General features: G+C 61.4%; 16 protein-coding genes. 14 read left to right on the forward strand and 2 right to left on the reverse strand.

Going from position 1 to position 14509, the window contains the following annotated elements; translation table 11 throughout:
* Positions 1 to 160 precede the first annotated feature (160 nt).
* The 3 genes from ACP7CJ_RS02220 (at position 161) to ccoM (ending at position 1082) form a co-directional block, all read left to right on the forward strand.
* A complete protein-coding gene (locus tag ACP7CJ_RS02220) occupies positions 161 to 502 on the forward strand; it encodes an aspartate-semialdehyde dehydrogenase (protein ID WP_426099557.1) in 342 nt (113 codons plus the stop codon).
* Positions 503 to 660: 158 nt separating this feature from the next.
* Positions 661 to 822 (forward strand): hypothetical protein, encoded by a 162-nt coding sequence (locus ACP7CJ_RS02225; protein ID WP_177091307.1) that lies wholly within the window; start codon positions 661 to 663, stop codon positions 820 to 822.
* Between the two features lie 143 nt (positions 823 to 965).
* The gene (gene ccoM, locus ACP7CJ_RS02230; RefSeq protein ID WP_029297086.1) at positions 966 to 1082 is read left to right on the forward strand and encodes a cytochrome c oxidase subunit CcoM; all 117 of its coding nucleotides are present in this window, start codon (positions 966 to 968) and stop codon (positions 1080 to 1082) included.
* 166 nt (positions 1083 to 1248) lie between these two features.
* Here ccoM and ACP7CJ_RS02235 read toward each other — a convergent pair whose 3' ends face one another.
* Positions 1249 to 2724, reverse strand: a complete 1476-nt coding sequence (locus ACP7CJ_RS02235) for an inorganic phosphate transporter (protein ID WP_247397969.1) — start codon at positions 2722 to 2724, stop codon at positions 1249 to 1251.
* Between the two features lie 332 nt (positions 2725 to 3056).
* Positions 3057 to 3257, reverse strand: a complete 201-nt coding sequence (locus ACP7CJ_RS02240; protein ID WP_003172389.1) for a hypothetical protein — start codon at positions 3255 to 3257, stop codon at positions 3057 to 3059.
* Between the two features lie 541 nt (positions 3258 to 3798).
* Between ACP7CJ_RS02240 and pcaR the strand changes: the two genes are divergently transcribed.
* The 11 genes from pcaR (at position 3799) to pcaC (ending at position 14496) form a co-directional block, all read left to right on the forward strand.
* On the forward strand, positions 3799 to 4641 hold the full coding sequence (gene pcaR / locus ACP7CJ_RS02245) for a pca regulon transcriptional regulator PcaR (protein ID WP_247397971.1): 843 nt from the start codon (positions 3799 to 3801) through the stop codon (positions 4639 to 4641).
* Between the two features lie 144 nt (positions 4642 to 4785).
* Positions 4786 to 6129, forward strand: coding sequence for an MFS transporter (locus ACP7CJ_RS02250; RefSeq protein WP_276196903.1), 1344 nt, complete (start codon positions 4786 to 4788; stop codon positions 6127 to 6129).
* A gap of 171 nt (positions 6130 to 6300) precedes the next feature.
* Positions 6301 to 7158, forward strand: coding sequence for a CoA transferase subunit A (locus ACP7CJ_RS02255; RefSeq protein WP_276196904.1), 858 nt, complete (start codon positions 6301 to 6303; stop codon positions 7156 to 7158).
* Entirely contained in the window at positions 7155 to 7937 is a 783-nt protein-coding gene (locus tag ACP7CJ_RS02260) for a CoA-transferase subunit beta (RefSeq protein ID WP_276197907.1), read from the forward strand. Before ACP7CJ_RS02255 ends, ACP7CJ_RS02260 begins: the two co-directional genes overlap by 4 nt.
* Positions 7934 to 9139, forward strand: coding sequence for a 3-oxoadipyl-CoA thiolase (gene pcaF / locus ACP7CJ_RS02265; protein ID WP_276197908.1), 1206 nt, complete (start codon positions 7934 to 7936; stop codon positions 9137 to 9139). The genes ACP7CJ_RS02260 and pcaF overlap by 4 nt, the downstream gene beginning before the upstream one ends.
* A gap of 17 nt (positions 9140 to 9156) precedes the next feature.
* A complete protein-coding gene (pcaH, locus tag ACP7CJ_RS02270; protein WP_276196905.1) occupies positions 9157 to 9861 on the forward strand; it encodes a protocatechuate 3,4-dioxygenase subunit beta in 705 nt (234 codons plus the stop codon).
* A gap of 1 nt (position 9862) precedes the next feature.
* Positions 9863 to 10429, forward strand: a complete 567-nt coding sequence (pcaG, locus tag ACP7CJ_RS02275; RefSeq protein ID WP_276196906.1) for a protocatechuate 3,4-dioxygenase subunit alpha — start codon at positions 9863 to 9865, stop codon at positions 10427 to 10429.
* A gap of 185 nt (positions 10430 to 10614) precedes the next feature.
* On the forward strand, positions 10615 to 11910 hold the full coding sequence (locus ACP7CJ_RS02280) for an MFS family transporter (RefSeq protein WP_247399555.1): 1296 nt from the start codon (positions 10615 to 10617) through the stop codon (positions 11908 to 11910).
* Positions 11911 to 11920: 10 nt separating this feature from the next.
* Entirely contained in the window at positions 11921 to 13285 is a 1365-nt protein-coding gene (locus ACP7CJ_RS02285; RefSeq protein ID WP_426099556.1) for a 3-carboxy-cis,cis-muconate cycloisomerase, read from the forward strand.
* A 10-nt stretch (positions 13286 to 13295) separates the two neighbouring features.
* Entirely contained in the window at positions 13296 to 14087 is a 792-nt protein-coding gene (gene pcaD / locus ACP7CJ_RS02290; protein WP_276196907.1) for a 3-oxoadipate enol-lactonase, read from the forward strand.
* A gap of 10 nt (positions 14088 to 14097) precedes the next feature.
* Positions 14098 to 14496, forward strand: coding sequence for a 4-carboxymuconolactone decarboxylase (gene pcaC / locus ACP7CJ_RS02295; protein WP_276196908.1), 399 nt, complete (start codon positions 14098 to 14100; stop codon positions 14494 to 14496).
* Positions 14497 to 14509: the final 13 nt, after the last annotated feature.

Below are 14509 nucleotides of genomic sequence, written 5' to 3' on the forward strand. Positions count from 1 at the left end.
AAAGGACTCTGACAAAAACTACGCGGTTTGCGCAGTGCATCGAGTGCTGAATCGACGGGCGGCCGGCACTTACGAGTGTCGATTGGGTCACACGTTGGCAAGCCTGCGCTCAAGTCGCCGCCCCGCCAGCCGACAGCCTGCTGACAGGAGAACAACTATTATGCTGCCACCCATGCTGCCCGTCAGCGTCGTACCGGTCACGTCGCAACTCGACCCGGTGCGTCAAAAACCCGATATACCGCCCGTGGTGCCCGTACAAGCGAGTTCCAGCGAGAGCACGATCGACCTGAAAAATGGCGATGGCGAGCAGTCGAATCTTTTGCTGCGCGAGGAGCAACGCCGCCAGCAGGAACAGCAGAAACGCCGGCGTGAAGCCGATGACGACCCGGAGCAGCACTTGGCGATCCCGGGCGATGAGCTCAACGCCGACAACACCGTACCCGTGGCGCCGCTGATCGAAGACGCACCGCGCCAGGGGTTGTGGGTGGACGTCGAGGTTTAAGACCCCCGCCAACAAGGCGAAGGGCACCTCGCTGGCCTCGTGGGCAAGGGCGGCGTGCGGCTTTTTGGTGATGACCTGCATTTTTTTGCCCGCTGATTTGCTGTCGGGCAAGTGAGGCCGCATTATTAAGCGATCCCCGCCACGACATAAGCCAAGCCATGAGTGATGACGACAAACTGATCGACCTGAACGCCGAACGCGCTAAACGGGTGCATGACCTCAACGACAAACGCCTGAATGAAGTTCGCCAGGCGTTCGAACAAGCGATGCCGCTTGGAAAAGGTAAGAAAAAGCCGAAAAACAAACCGAAAAAACGTTGAAGTAGCCTGTATCTATTGATGCAGGTCAGTTATTTCCCTTCTTTACGCCCCGTCGCGGGCGACATTGATCCTCGTCAATTTCCCATCCCGCCTTCTCCTTTAACTTAGCCCTATCGCAACAAGGCAAGAGCAGGAGGCCAGTCATGTTTTTCGATAATGTGGTGTTTGCCGGAGTGCTGACGGTTGGCCTCATGGTGCTGTTCTTCGTAGGGTTTGGATTTTTTATCTGGAAAGACGCAAACAAGCGTAAAAAGCCATAGGTTTTTCCAGGTTACATGAGCACGCAAGGCATTTTGGGCGACTTCGGTCGCCCTTTTTTTTGCCTGCGATTTAATCAACACCACGGGATTTATGTGGGCGCGGGGCATCGGCATAAAAAAAGGTGCGACCCTCGCGGATCGCACCTTTTTTATGGCCGATGGGCTATCAACTGCCCAGCGCCTTGGATGCCAACCAGAATAACCCGGCCGACAGGCCTACGGTCGCCGGTAGGGTCAACACCCAGGCCATCAGGATGGTCTTCACTGTGCCGCTTTGCAGGCCGCTCTTGTTGGCAACCATGGTGCCGGCAACGCCGGACGACAGCACGTGCGTTGTCGACACCGGCAGGCTGAAGATGTTGGCCAGGGCGATCATGCTGGCGGTGGTGATTTGTGCCGACATGCCTTGGGCATAGGTCATGCCCTGCTTGCCGATCTTCTCGCCGATGGTCAGTACCACGCGCTTCCAGCCGACCATGGTGCCCAGGCCCAGCGCGAGTGCGACCGCGATAATCACCCAGAACGGTGCGTATTCGGTGGTGGCGGTCAGGTCTTTGCGCAGCTTGTCGAGGTCGGATTTCTCACGGGCTTCCAGGCCTGGCAGCTTGCCGACTTTCTTCGCGGTGTCGTCCAGGCACAGCAGGTAACGGCGTACCTCGATGCGCTGGTCGGACGTTAACGAATGGTAGTCGGAAACACCTTTCAAGGTGTCGAGCAGCGCGTTGATGGTCGGTTCAGTCTGCTGCGGGTTGCAGCGGAACTTGCCCGGCAGGTCGTCCTTCACGCTTTTGCCCAGGGCCAGGAATTCGCCCAGGGTTTCCTGGTTGCGCTGGTAGAACTGGTTCAGGTGCAGGGTGGCGTCGCGGGTACGCTCGATCTGGTAAGTGGTGCTGCCCAGGTCGAGAACGAACTGCGCCGGCACGATACCGATCAGCACCAGCATGATCAGGCCGATACCTTTTTGCCCATCGTTGGAGCCGTGGACGAAACTCACGGCCATGGCGGAAATCACCAGAACCAAGCGGTTCCAGAACGGCGGGCGCTTCTTCTCGTCGACCTTGCGGCGCTCGTCCGGAGTTTTATGCATCTTGGACAGCGGACGCCACCACTTCAGGCCGATCAGCAACAGGGCTGCGACCAGAAAGCCGGCCATGGGCGAGAACACCAGGGACGCCCCGATATCGATCGCCTTCTGCCAGTTCACCCCGTCAGCCAGGGGAATGTCGTTGATCAGCGCATTCGCGAGGCCGACACCCAGGATCGAGCCGATCAGGGTGTGGGAACTGGAGGCGGGAATACCGAAGTACCAGGTGCCCAGGTTCCAGGTGATCGCCGCCGCCAATAACGAGAAGACCATCGCCAGACCATGGCCGGTGTTCACATTGATCAGCAACTCCACCGGCAGTAAATGCACGATGGCGTAGGCGACACCGACACCACCGAGCAACACGCCAAGGAAGTTGAACACCCCGGAGAAGAACACGGCCAGATGCGGCGGCATGGCTTTGGTATAGATGACTGTGGCTACCGCGTTAGCGGTGTCATGAAAGCCATTGATGAACTCGAAGGCGAGGACAAAGGCCAGGGCGAGCAGCAGGCTCACGAGAACCCAAGCATCCAGTCCGCTGAATAAATCGATCATGAAGGTTTTCTGACCCGGTCGTAAGGGGGCGCGATTATGCCAGAAAACCTCGGTAATCGATGCACTAGCTGCTCATCGGTAACAATCTTCACTGAAAAAAAACCGGGCAAAGGCGCGCATCCCAGGGTTTTCGGGGGCTAGGCAAGTCTTTGATTTACAAAGCGCGGTGCCGTAAAGGTGCGGTTTTGTCACCTAAACGTCATGGCTGAAACATTTGTACGAAATTTCGTTGGTCGCAGCTGGACGCTGACTAATGGGTCTACAGGCGAATGCCCTCCGCCGGCGGTGAGCCGGCGGAGACAGCAGAACCCTGAGGCCTCAAACCTGGGTGCTTATGGCTCTTCGGCTTTGAGTTCCTGCTCAATCTTTTGGATTTCCTGGGCAAAGGCCTGATCGAGCAAACTCGCTCGTTTGCGCCATGGCTTGCGTTCTGGCTCAGGCTGGGCGGCGTAGGTGGTGACTTCCCCGCCGTATACGTCCTTGTAACGTTGCTCCTGGCGCTCAAGTTCCGCGCGCAGTTCATCTTTCGTCACAGTGTTACCTAATTTGAGTTGAGTTTAATTAGCGTGCAGCGCCACACCCGAATATCGCCCTCGGCATGTTTTAAGTTGAACAGGTGAACCGCTCAACTTTGAACGAACTGCCAACGATGACTTCCTTGAACCGGTGTTTATAACCGGCAGCATAATCAACATACGCCGCCTGGCGAGCTCCGATCCCGATATTGATACCGGGCTGACCTCCGCACAGATTGCATTATAGCGGCGCATTTTAATAACACTATCATCATAAAGTTAAAAAGCGTCCACTTTGTGTGAGGCTTTTGTTACATGCGCACGTCAGTATTGGCTGTGAAGTGGCCGCCATAAATGCCGCCGTCTGCCTGATCACGTCGTGCGATCCGTTTTTTATGATCGCACTTGCCGAATTGCGATAATCGCATGATCGTCCGATAATCGCCCAACGTTGCTGCTCTAACCTTGTGTATCGCGGTTGGCGTGGCTCTCAATAGCGACCAACTTTCCCGGTTGTCGATAAGCGCCAGCGGTTGAAAATAATAAAGAGGATCTTGAAATGAACGATCAATTGCGCAACTCCTTCGCGTCAGTGGCGCCGCCGATCGTGGCTTCACCGGCCAAACGCATCCAGGCATTTACCGGTGATCCGGACTTCATGACCTCCCTGGCCCGGGGCCTGGCCGTGGTGCAGGCATTCCAGGAGCGCAAGCGTCACCTGACCATCGCCCAAATCAGTCACCGCACCGAAATTCCCCGCGCCGCCGTGCGCCGTTGCCTGCATACCTTGATCAAACTCGGCTACGCCACCACGGACGGGCGCACCTATTCGCTGCTGCCCAAGGTCCTGACCCTGGGCCATGCCTATTTATCCTCGACACCGTTGGCGGTCTCCGCCCAACCGTACCTGGACCGTATGAGCGAGCAGCTTCACGAAGCCTGCAACATGGCCACCCTGGAAGGCGATGACATCCTCTATATCGCCCGCTCGGCCACCACGCAGCGCCTGATTTCCGTGGACCTTTCGGTAGGCGGGCGGTTGCCGGCGTACTGCACCTCCATGGGCCGCATCCTGCTGGCGGCGCTGGACGATGCCTCGCTGCAGGACTACCTCGACCACGTCGACCTGCAAATCAAGACCAGTCGTACCCTCACCACGCCCGAAGCCTTGTTCGAGTGCCTGCAACAAGTGCGTCAGCAGGGCTGGTGCATCGTCGATCAGGAATTGGAGCAAGGCCTGCGTTCCATCGCGGTGCCGGTGTATGACGCGTCCGGCCAGGTGCTGGCTGCGCTCAACGTCAGTACCCATGCCGGTCGTGTCAGCCGCAGCGAACTGGAACAGCGCTTTCTGCCGAGCATGCTCAGTGCCAGCCGTGAGTTGAGTGCGCAACTGTTTGCCTAAGCTGTTCGGTGACCGCACAGATCCCGGCTCGATCAATTGACGTTGTTTCCCTTGGGTTATTACTGTGCGGCAGCGCTCTGAGCGCTGCCCAACAATAATGACGACCCCAGGTCGTTGGCCCGCCATCGGTGTGGAATAACAATAATGAATCAGCCTTCTGTTGTCGGTACCACCCTGGACGTGCAGTCCTTCATCAATGCCCAGCCACTGTCACGCTATCAATGGCGCGTGGTGATCCTGTGTTTCCTGATTGTCTTCCTCGATGGCCTCGACACCGCCGCCATGGGCTTCATCGCGCCCGCACTGTCCCAGGACTGGGGCATTGACCGCGCCAGCCTCGGCCCGGTGATGAGCGCCGCGCTGATCGGCATGGTGTTCGGCGCCCTGGGTTCCGGCCCGTTGGCGGACCGTTTCGGGCGCAAGGTGGTGTTGGTGGGGGCGGTACTGGTGTTTGGTGCCTTCAGCCTGGCCTCGGCCTACAGCAGCAACGTCGACCAGTTGCTGGTGTTGCGCTTTCTCACCGGGCTGGGGCTGGGTGCCGGTATGCCGAATGCCACCACGCTGCTGTCCGAATACACCCCCGAACGCCACAAGTCGTTGCTGGTGACCAGCATGTTCTGCGGCTTCAACCTGGGCATGGCCGGTGGCGGGTTTATCTCGGCCAAATTGATCCCGGCGTTCGGCTGGCACAGCCTGTTATTGATCGGCGGCATCCTGCCGTTGATCCTCACGGTGGTGCTGTGGGGGTGGTTGCCGGAATCGGCGCGCTATCTGGTGGTGCGCAATCGCGGCACCGACAAGGTACGCAAAGCCCTGTCACCCATTGAGCCCGGCATCGTCGCCCAAGCCAGCAGCTTCAGCGTGCCCGAGCAAACAACCGTGAAGGCGCGCAACGTATTCGCGGTGATCTTCTCCGGCACCTACAGCGCCGGTACCTTGTTGCTGTGGCTCACCTACTTCATGGGCCTGGTGATTGTGTACCTGCTGACCAGTTGGCTGCCTACGCTGATGCGCGACAGTGGCGCGAGCATGGAACAAGCGGCGTTTATCGGTGCGTTGTTCCAGTTTGGTGGCGTATTGAGTGCTGTCGGCGTGGGCTGGGCGATGGACCGGTTCAACCCGCACAAGGTCATCGGCACGTTTTACCTGCTGGCCGGGGTATTTGCCTACGCGGTAGGACAGAGCCTGGGCAATATCACCCTGTTGGCGACCTTGGTGCTGATCGCCGGGATGTGTGTCAACGGTGCGCAATCGGCGATGCCGTCCCTGGCCGCACGCTTCTACCCGACCCAAGGCCGCGCCACCGGCGTGTCATGGATGCTCGGCATCGGCCGCTTCGGCGCGATCCTCGGCGCATGGATGGGCGCCACCTTGCTGGGCCTGGGCTGGAACTTCGAGCAGGTGCTCAGCGCACTGGTGATTCCGGCCGCCCTGGCTGCGACCGCCGTGGTGATCAAAGGTATGGTCAGCCATGCCGACGCAACCTGAAGACGAGCGCAATTCCTGCGTAAGCAGGAAAGAATAGCCAGGCAACAATTGGTTCGATAATCGAACACTGTGTCGATTATCGGATTGTTTGCCCCGTTGCCCCGGCTTAACCTTCAAGCACTTCGGCGCCACCCTCGCGCCTTTTTCGATCCATACCGGGAGCCCGACCCCATGGCTGAAATTCTTGCGCTGCGTGACGCGGTGAAGCGATTCGTGAACGACGGCGATACCGTCGCATTGGAAGGCTTTACCCATCTGATCCCTACAGCAGCGGGTCATGAAATCATTCGTCAGGGCAAGAAAGACCTGACGCTGGTGCGTATGACGCCTGACCTGATCTACGACCAGTTGATCGGCGCCGGCTGCGCCCGCAAGTTGATTTTTTCCTGGGGTGGCAATCCCGGCGTGGGCTCCCTGCATCGCCTGCGTGATGCGGTCGAAAAACAATGGCCGCAGCCCCTGGAGATCGAAGAACACAGCCACGCCGACCTGGCCAATGCCTACGTCGCCGGTGCCTCCGGCCTGCCGTTCGCGGTGCTGCGCGCTTACGCCGGCTCCGATTTGCCCAAGGTCAACCCGCTGATCAAAACCGTCACCTGCCCGTTCACCGGCGAAGTGTTGGCGGCGGTGCCATCGGTACGTCCGGACATCAGCGTGATCCACGCGCAAAAGGCCGACCGCAAGGGCAACGTGCTGCTCTGGGGCATTCTTGGCGTGCAGAAGGAAGCGGCCCTGGCGGCCAAGCGTTGCATCGTCACCGTCGAAGAAATTGTCGACGACCTTAACGCGCCGATGAACAGCTGCGTCCTGCCGACCTGGGCCCTGACCGCCGTGTGCCACGTACCAGGCGGCGCGCATCCGTCCTACGCCCATGGCTATAACCAACGCGACAACCGTTTCTACCAGGCGTGGGACGCGATCGCTCGTGACCGTGGGACGTTTACTGCCTGGATCGATGAATACATCCACGGCACTGCCGATTTCAGTGAATTCCAGGCCAAGCTGGCCGCCGCGCAGGAGGCCAAATAATGGCTTACTCGACCAATGAAATGATGACCGTTGCCGCCGCGCGCCGCCTGAAGAATGGCTCGGTGTGTTTTGTCGGTATCGGCCTGCCGTCCAAGGCGGCCAACCTGGCGCGCCTGACCTCGTCGCCGGACGTGGTACTGATCTACGAGTCCGGCCCGATTGGCTCCAAGCCCAGCGTACTGCCGCTGTCCATTGGTGACGGCGAGTTGGCGGAAACGGCCGACACGGTCGTCCCCACTGGTGAGATCTTTCGCTACTGGCTGCAGGGCGGGCGCATCGACGTCGGCTTTCTCGGTGCGGCCCAGGTCGACCGTTTTGGCAATATCAACACCACCGTGGTCGGTGATTATCACCAGCCCAAAGTGCGCCTGCCGGGTGCCGGTGGCGCGCCGGAAATCGCCGGTTCGGCCAAGAGCGTACTGATCATCCTCAAGCAGTCGGCGCGTTCGTTTGTCGACAAGCTGGACTTCATCACCTCCGTCGGCCACGGTGAAGGCGGCGATTCACGCAAGCGCCTGGGCCTGCACGGTGCCGGCCCTGTCGGGATTATTACCGACCTGTGCATCATGGAGCCGGAAGAGGGCACCCATGAATTCGTCGTCACCGCGCTGCACCCCGGCGTAACCCGCGAGCAAGTGGTCGCGGCCACCGGTTGGGCGGTTCGCTTTGCCGACCAGGTCAGTACCAGCGAGGAACCGACGGTGGTCGAGCTGACCGCGCTGCGTGATCTCGAAGCCCGCACCGCGGCCGCCCACGGCCAAGCACCCGGAGAAGCCTGATGCGTGACGTATTTATCTGTGATGCGATTCGTACCCCCATCGGCCGTTTCGGCGGTGGCCTGTCCACCGTGCGCGCCGACGACCTGGCGGCGCTGCCGATCAAGGCACTGATCGAGCGCAACCCGTCGGTGGATTGGCACGCGGTCGATGAAGTGTTCCTCGGCTGCGCCAATCAGGCCGGTGAAGACAACCGCAACGTCGCGCGCATGGCGCTGTTGCTGGCGGGCCTGCCGTCGAGCATTCCCGGCGTGACCCTCAACCGTTTGTGCGCCTCGGGTATGGATGCGATCGGCACCGCTTTCCGTGCGATTGCCAGCGGTGAAATGGAATTGGCGATTGCCGGCGGCGTCGAGTCGATGTCCCGCGCGCCGTTCGTGATGGGCAAGGCTGACGCGGCGTTTTCGCGCAACATGAAGCTGGAAGACACCACCATCGGCTGGCGCTTTATCAACCCGTTGATGCAGGCCCAGTACGGCGTCGACGCCATGCCGCAGACCGCCGATAACGTCGCCGACGACTACCACGTGTCCCGCGCCGATCAGGACGCGTTTGCCCTGCGCAGTCAGCAACGCACCGCCGCCGCCCAGGCCGCCGGCTTCTTCGCCGAAGAAATCGTGCCGGTGCGGGTCGCCCATAAAAAAGGCGAAACCGTGGTCGAGCACGATGAGCATCCCCGGGCCGATACCACCCTGGAAACCCTGGCTCGGCTCAAGCCGGTCAATGGCCCGGACAAGACCGTCACGGCCGGCAATGCGTCGGGCGTGAACGACGGTGCGGCGGCGCTGATCCTGGCGTCTGCCGAGGCCGTGAAAAAACACGGCCTGACCGCCCGCGCGCGCGTGCTGGGCATGGCCAGTGCCGGTGTCGCGCCACGGGTGATGGGCATCGGCCCGGTGCCGGCGGTGCGCAAGCTGGTGGAACGCCTGGGCCTGGCCGTCAGCGATTTTGACGTGATCGAACTCAACGAAGCCTTCGCCAGCCAGGGTCTGGCGGTGCTGCGTGAATTGGGCATTGCCGACGACGCGCCCCAGGTCAACCCGAATGGCGGCGCCATCGCCCTCGGCCATCCCCTGGGCATGAGCGGTGCGCGGCTGGTGCTGACGGCTCTGCATCAACTTGAAAAAACCGGTGGCCGCAAAGGTCTGGCGACCATGTGCGTCGGTGTTGGCCAAGGCTTGGCCCTGGCGATTGAACGCATCTAATAAGAGAGGTCCGCTCCATGAGTGACAAGCCCGGTTACCGGCGCCCGCAAGCGGGCACTCAACCTGATTACCTGCACCCGGCCTACCAGTCGACGAACCTGCGTTCGCCGTCCCAGCCGTTGGTGTTCCTGCCCCATTCCCTGTCGGAAATCACCGGCCCGACCATCGGCGCCGAGCGCATCAACGAGAAGGACAACGACCTGACTGCACAGCACGACGGCGAGCCGCAAGGCGAACGCATCATCGTTCATGGCCGCGTGCTGGATGAAAACGGCCTGCCGGTGCCGGGCATCCTCGTGGAAATCTGGCAGGCCAACGCGGCCGGTCGCTACAACCACGCGCGCGACCTGCACGACGCGCCGCTGGACCCGAACTTCACCGGCACCGGGCGTACCGTCACCGATGCCGAGGGCTGGTACCAGTTCCAGACCATCAAGCCCGGCGCCTACCCGTGGGGTAACCACCACAATGCGTGGCGCCCGGCGCATATCCATTTTTCGCTGTTCGGGCCAAGCGTGCTGACGCGCCTGGTCACGCAGATGTATTTCCCTGGCGACCCGCTGCTCGAATACGACCCGATCTACAACTGCGTGCCGGACACGTCGGCCAAGCAACGCCTGATCGCCTCGTTCGACCTGGAAAAAACCATTCCTTCCTATGCCCTCGGCTACCGCTGGGACATCGTCCTGCGCGGCCGCGACGCCACGCCGATGGAGAAATGAGATGACACTCAATGCGACCACGTCCCACACCGTCGGGCCGTATTACCACATCGGCCTGACCTGGCTGAACCGCGAAGCCTTGGATAACGCCGCCACCCTCGGTGAGCGCGTGGCGATCAGCGGGCAAGTAGTGGACGGTAACGGTGATGTCGTCAACGACGCCATGCTGGAAGTCTGGCAGGCCAATGCCGCCGGCAAGTACGACCACCCGGAGGACGAGCAGGATAAAGCGTTGGACCCGAACTTCGAAGGCTTCGGCCGGGTGCCGGTGGATGGCGAAGGGCGCTTCCGCTTTACCACCATCAAGCCGGGCAGCGTGCCGGGGCTGGCGGGCACGACCCAGGCGCCGCACCTGGTGGTGCTGGTGTTTGCCCGTGGCCTGGTGAAGCACTTGCTCACGCGGATCTATTTTGACGGTGAGGCGCTGAATGCCGATGACCCGTTGCTCGTGTGTGTGCCCACCGCGCGGCGCAGTACCTTGATTGCCAAGCCGGATGCGGACGGTGTGCATCAGTGGAATGTGGTGTTGCAGGGGACAGATAAGGAAACGGTGTTCTTCGATTACTGAGTTGGCTTGAAACCTATCGGGAGCAAGCCCCCTCCCACACTTGAATGTATTCACACATCAAAGGTGGGAGGGGGCTTGCCCCCGATGAGGCCGCTTCAGGCAACACCTGTGTAAATCTCTGCATGCGGAACGTGGCTGTTGCAAAGTATGTCTAGGCTATAACCGTTCCCACTGAGTGAAAAAACATGACAACAACAACGAGTCATTACACCGGAGAAGAACGCAGTAAACGGATTTTTGCGATTGTCGGTGCTTCCTCCGGCAACCTCGTCGAATGGTTCGACTTCTACGTCTACGCCTTCTGCGCCATTTACTTCGCCCCGGCGTTTTTCCCGTCGGACGACCCCACGGTCCAACTGCTCAATACCGCCGGCGTGTTCGCCGCCGGGTTCCTGATGCGGCCCATTGGCGGCTGGCTGTTTGGCCGGGTGGCCGATAAGCATGGGCGCAAAAACTCGATGATGATCTCGGTGCTGATGATGTGCGCCGGTTCCCTGGTCATCGCCTTCCTGCCCACCTACAAAGACATCGGCGCCTGGGCCCCGGCGTTGCTGCTGGTGGCGCGGCTGTTCCAGGGCTTGTCGGTGGGCGGCGAATACGGCACCACCGCGACCTACATGAGTGAAGTGGCGCTCAAGGGCCAGCGTGGGTTCTTCGCTTCCTTCCAGTACGTGACTCTGATCGGCGGGCAATTGCTGGCGGTGTTGGTGGTGGTGATCCTGCAACAGATCCTTACCGAAGACGAACTGCGCGCCTGGGGCTGGCGGATTCCGTTCGTGATCGGCGCCATCGCGGCGGTGATCTCCCTGCTGCTGCGTCGCACCCTGAAAGAAACCACCAGCAAGGAAATGCGCGAAGACAAGGACGCCGGCAGCGTCAAAGCGCTGTTCCGTGACCATAAAGCGGCATTTATCACCGTGCTCGGCTACACCGCCGGCGGCTCGCTGATTTTCTACACGTTTACCACCTACATGCAGAAGTACCTGGTGAACACCGCCGGGATGCACGCCAAGACCGCCAGCTACATCATGACCGGCGCGCTGTTCCTCTACATGTGCATGCAGCCGCTGTTCGGCATGCTGGCCGACAAGATCGGTCGGCGTAATTCGATGCTGTGGTTCGGCGCGCTGGGCACCGTGTGTACGGTGCCGATCCTGCTCAGCCTGAAAACCGTCAGCAGTCCGTTCCTGGCGTTTGTGCTGATCACGCTGGCGTTGGCCATCGTCAGTTTCTACACCTCCATCAGCGGCCTGGTGAAGGCGGAAATGTTCCCGCCCCAAGTGCGCGCCCTCGGGGTGGGCCTGGCGTATGCGGTGGCCAACGCGATCTTCGGTGGCTCGGCGGAATACGTGGCCTTGGGCTTGAAGTCCTTGGGCATGGAAAACACTTTTTACTGGTACGTCACCGGCATGATGGCGGTGGCCTTCCTGTTCAGCCTGCGCCTGCCGAAACAGGCGGCGTACCTGCACCACGATCTATAAGGGAGGCGTTATGACTCTGCGCACGAGCAACCAATTGTTCGACGCTTACTTCAGTGCTGACAGCATGGCCGAGGTGTTCTGCGACCAAGGGCGCTTGCAGGGCATGCTGGATTTCGAAGCCGCGCTGGCGCGGGCCGAGGCCCAGGTCGGGTTGATCCCGCAGGCCGCCGTCGCACCGATTGCTCAGGCGTGCCTGGCGTCTCTGTACGACGTGGATGCCCTCGGCGTGGCGATTGCCACGGCGGGCAATTCGGCGATTCCGCTGGTGAAGGCGCTGGGCAAGCTGATTGCCGACGAAGACGCCAGCGCCGAGCGCTATGTGCATTTGGGCGCGACCAGCCAGGATGTGATGGACACCGGCCTGGTGCTACAGCTACGGCGCGCGATGGTGTTGATCGAAGCCGACCTGGCGCGCCTTGGCGATATTCTGGCGGCCCAGGCCCAGCGCTATTCGGCTGTACCGGTGGCCGGACGGACCTGGTTGCAGCACGCCACGCCGGTCACCCTCGGCATGAAAATCGCCGGTTGGTTGGGCGCGGTAACCCGCAGTCGCCAGCGTTTGATCGAGCTGAAACCGCGCTTGCTGGTGCTGCAATTCGGCGGCGCCTCCGGCACGCTGGCCGCGCTTGGCGAACAGGCAATGCCGGTTGCCCAAGCGTTGGCGGCGCAGCTGCAACTAACCTTGCCCGAGCAACCCTGGCATACCCAACGTGATCGCTTGGTGGAGTTCGCCAGCGTCCTTGGGTTGATCGCCGGCAGCCTCGGCAAGCTGGGCCGCGATATCAGCCTGCTGATGCAGACCGAGGCGGCGGAAGTGTTCGAGCCGGCGGCGCCCGGCAAAGGCGGCTCGTCGACCATGCCGCACAAGCGCAACCCGGTGGGCGCCGCCGTGCTGATCAGCGCCGCTACTCGCGTGCCTGGCCTGGTGGCGACGCTGTTCAGTGCCATGCCCCAGGAACACGAACGCAGCCTGGGCCTGTGGCATGCCGAATGGGAAACCCTGCCGGAGATTTGCCGGTTGGTCTCTGGCGCATTGCAACAGGCGCTGCTGGTGAGCGCGGGGCTGGAAGTCGACCCTGAGCGCATGGCGCACAACCTCGACCTGACCCAAGGCCTGGTGCTGGCCGAAGCCGTCAGCATTGTGCTCGCTCAACGCCTGGGCCGTGACACCGCGCACCACCTGCTGGAACAGTGCTGCAAACGTGCGGTGGCCGAACAGCGCCATTTGCGCGCAGTCCTCGCCGACGAACCGCAGATCACCGCCGAGTTGTCGGCGGCAGACCTGGACCGCCTGCTCGACCCGGCCCACTACCTGGGCCAGGCCCAAACTTGGGTCACCCGCGCTGTAACCGAACACTTTGCACTGACTGCCTGAGGAGATTGCTGTGGCTTTTGTACAACTCGCCGAGGGCGAACTGCATTACCAACTGGATGGCCCCATCGATGCACCGGTGCTGGTGCTGTCCAATTCGCTGGGCACCGACCTGCATATGTGGGACACCCAGATCGCGGCCTTTGCCGAGCATTTTCGCGTGTTGCGCTTCGATACCCGTGGCCACGGCCAATCCCTGGTGACCGAAGGCCCCTACAGCATCGAGCAACTCGGTCACGACGTGATTGCGCTGCTGGACGCGCTGGACATTCCACGCGCGCATTTCTGCGGGCTGTCCATGGGCGGGTTGATTGGTCAATGGCTGGGGATTAACGCGGGGGATCGTTTGCAGCGCCTGGTGGTGTGCAACACCGCGGCCAAGATCGGCACCTCAGACGTGTGGAACCCGCGTATCGAGATGGTCCTGCGCGACGGCGCGGCCGCGATGGTGGCGCTGCGCGATGCGTCGATTGCGCGCTGGTTCACCGCCGATTTCGCGGCGACCGACCCGGATCAGGCCAAGCGCATTACCGACATGCTCGCGGCCACATCGCCCAAGGGTTACGCGGCCAATTGCGCAGCGGTGCGCGATGCGGACTTCCGTGAGCAACTGTCGGCGATCCAGGTGCCGACCCTGGTGATCGCCGGCACTGAAGACGCCGTCACACCGCCCGCCGACTGCCACTTTATCCAGAGCCATGTGCAGGGGGCCGAGTACGCTGAGTTCTACGCCGCTCACCTGTCCAACGTGCAAGCCGGTGCCGCGTTCAGCGACCGGGTCATTCAATTTCTGCTGGCCCACTGAGGAGTCTTTTGTGGACGAGAAACAACGTTACGTCGATGGCCTGCAAGTGCGCCGCGAAGTGCTGGGCGACGCGCATGTCGACCGCAGCCTGAATGCCTTGACCGAGTTCAACAGCGAGTTCCAGGAAATGATCACCCGCCACGCCTGGGGTGATATCTGGACCCGCCCCGGCCTGCCCAGGCATACCCGCAGCTTGATCACCATCGCCATGCTGATCGGCATGAACCGCAACGAAGAACTCAAATTGCACCTGCGCGCCGCCGCCAGCAATGGCGTGACCCGCGCCGAGATCAAGGAAGTGCTGATGCAAAGCGCGATCTACTGCGGGATACCGGCGGCGAATGCGACCTTTCACCTGGCCGAGTCGGTGTGGGATGAGCTGGGGGTCGAGTCCCGCCAACAGGGCTGACTAACAGGGGGCG

It is taken from the genome of Pseudomonas sp. PSPC3-2, assembly GCF_049897085.1.
GTDB lineage: Bacteria > Pseudomonadota > Gammaproteobacteria > Pseudomonadales > Pseudomonadaceae > Aquipseudomonas > Aquipseudomonas paraveronii.

What these genes read in the sequence shown, in the direction of transcription:
- ACP7CJ_RS02220 (WP_426099557.1), top strand. Translation starts at nt 161, where the DNA reads ATGCTGCCACCCATGCTGCCCGTCAGCGTCGTACCGGTCACGTCGCAA.
- ACP7CJ_RS02225 (WP_177091307.1), top strand. Translation starts at nt 661, where the DNA reads ATGAGTGATGACGACAAACTGATCGACCTGAACGCCGAACGCGCTAAA.
- ccoM (WP_029297086.1), top strand. Translation starts at nt 966, where the DNA reads ATGTTTTTCGATAATGTGGTGTTTGCCGGAGTGCTGACGGTTGGCCTC.
- ACP7CJ_RS02235 (WP_247397969.1), bottom strand. Translation starts at nt 2,724, where the DNA reads ATGATCGATTTATTCAGCGGACTGGATGCTTGGGTTCTCGTGAGCCTG.
- pcaR (WP_247397971.1), top strand. Translation starts at nt 3,799, where the DNA reads ATGAACGATCAATTGCGCAACTCCTTCGCGTCAGTGGCGCCGCCGATC.
- ACP7CJ_RS02250 (WP_276196903.1), top strand. Translation starts at nt 4,786, where the DNA reads ATGAATCAGCCTTCTGTTGTCGGTACCACCCTGGACGTGCAGTCCTTC.
- ACP7CJ_RS02255 (WP_276196904.1), top strand. Translation starts at nt 6,301, where the DNA reads ATGGCTGAAATTCTTGCGCTGCGTGACGCGGTGAAGCGATTCGTGAAC.
- pcaH (WP_276196905.1), top strand. Translation starts at nt 9,157, where the DNA reads ATGAGTGACAAGCCCGGTTACCGGCGCCCGCAAGCGGGCACTCAACCT.
- pcaG (WP_276196906.1), top strand. Translation starts at nt 9,863, where the DNA reads ATGACACTCAATGCGACCACGTCCCACACCGTCGGGCCGTATTACCAC.
- ACP7CJ_RS02280 (WP_247399555.1), top strand. Translation starts at nt 10,615, where the DNA reads ATGACAACAACAACGAGTCATTACACCGGAGAAGAACGCAGTAAACGG.
- ACP7CJ_RS02285 (WP_426099556.1), top strand. Translation starts at nt 11,921, where the DNA reads ATGACTCTGCGCACGAGCAACCAATTGTTCGACGCTTACTTCAGTGCT.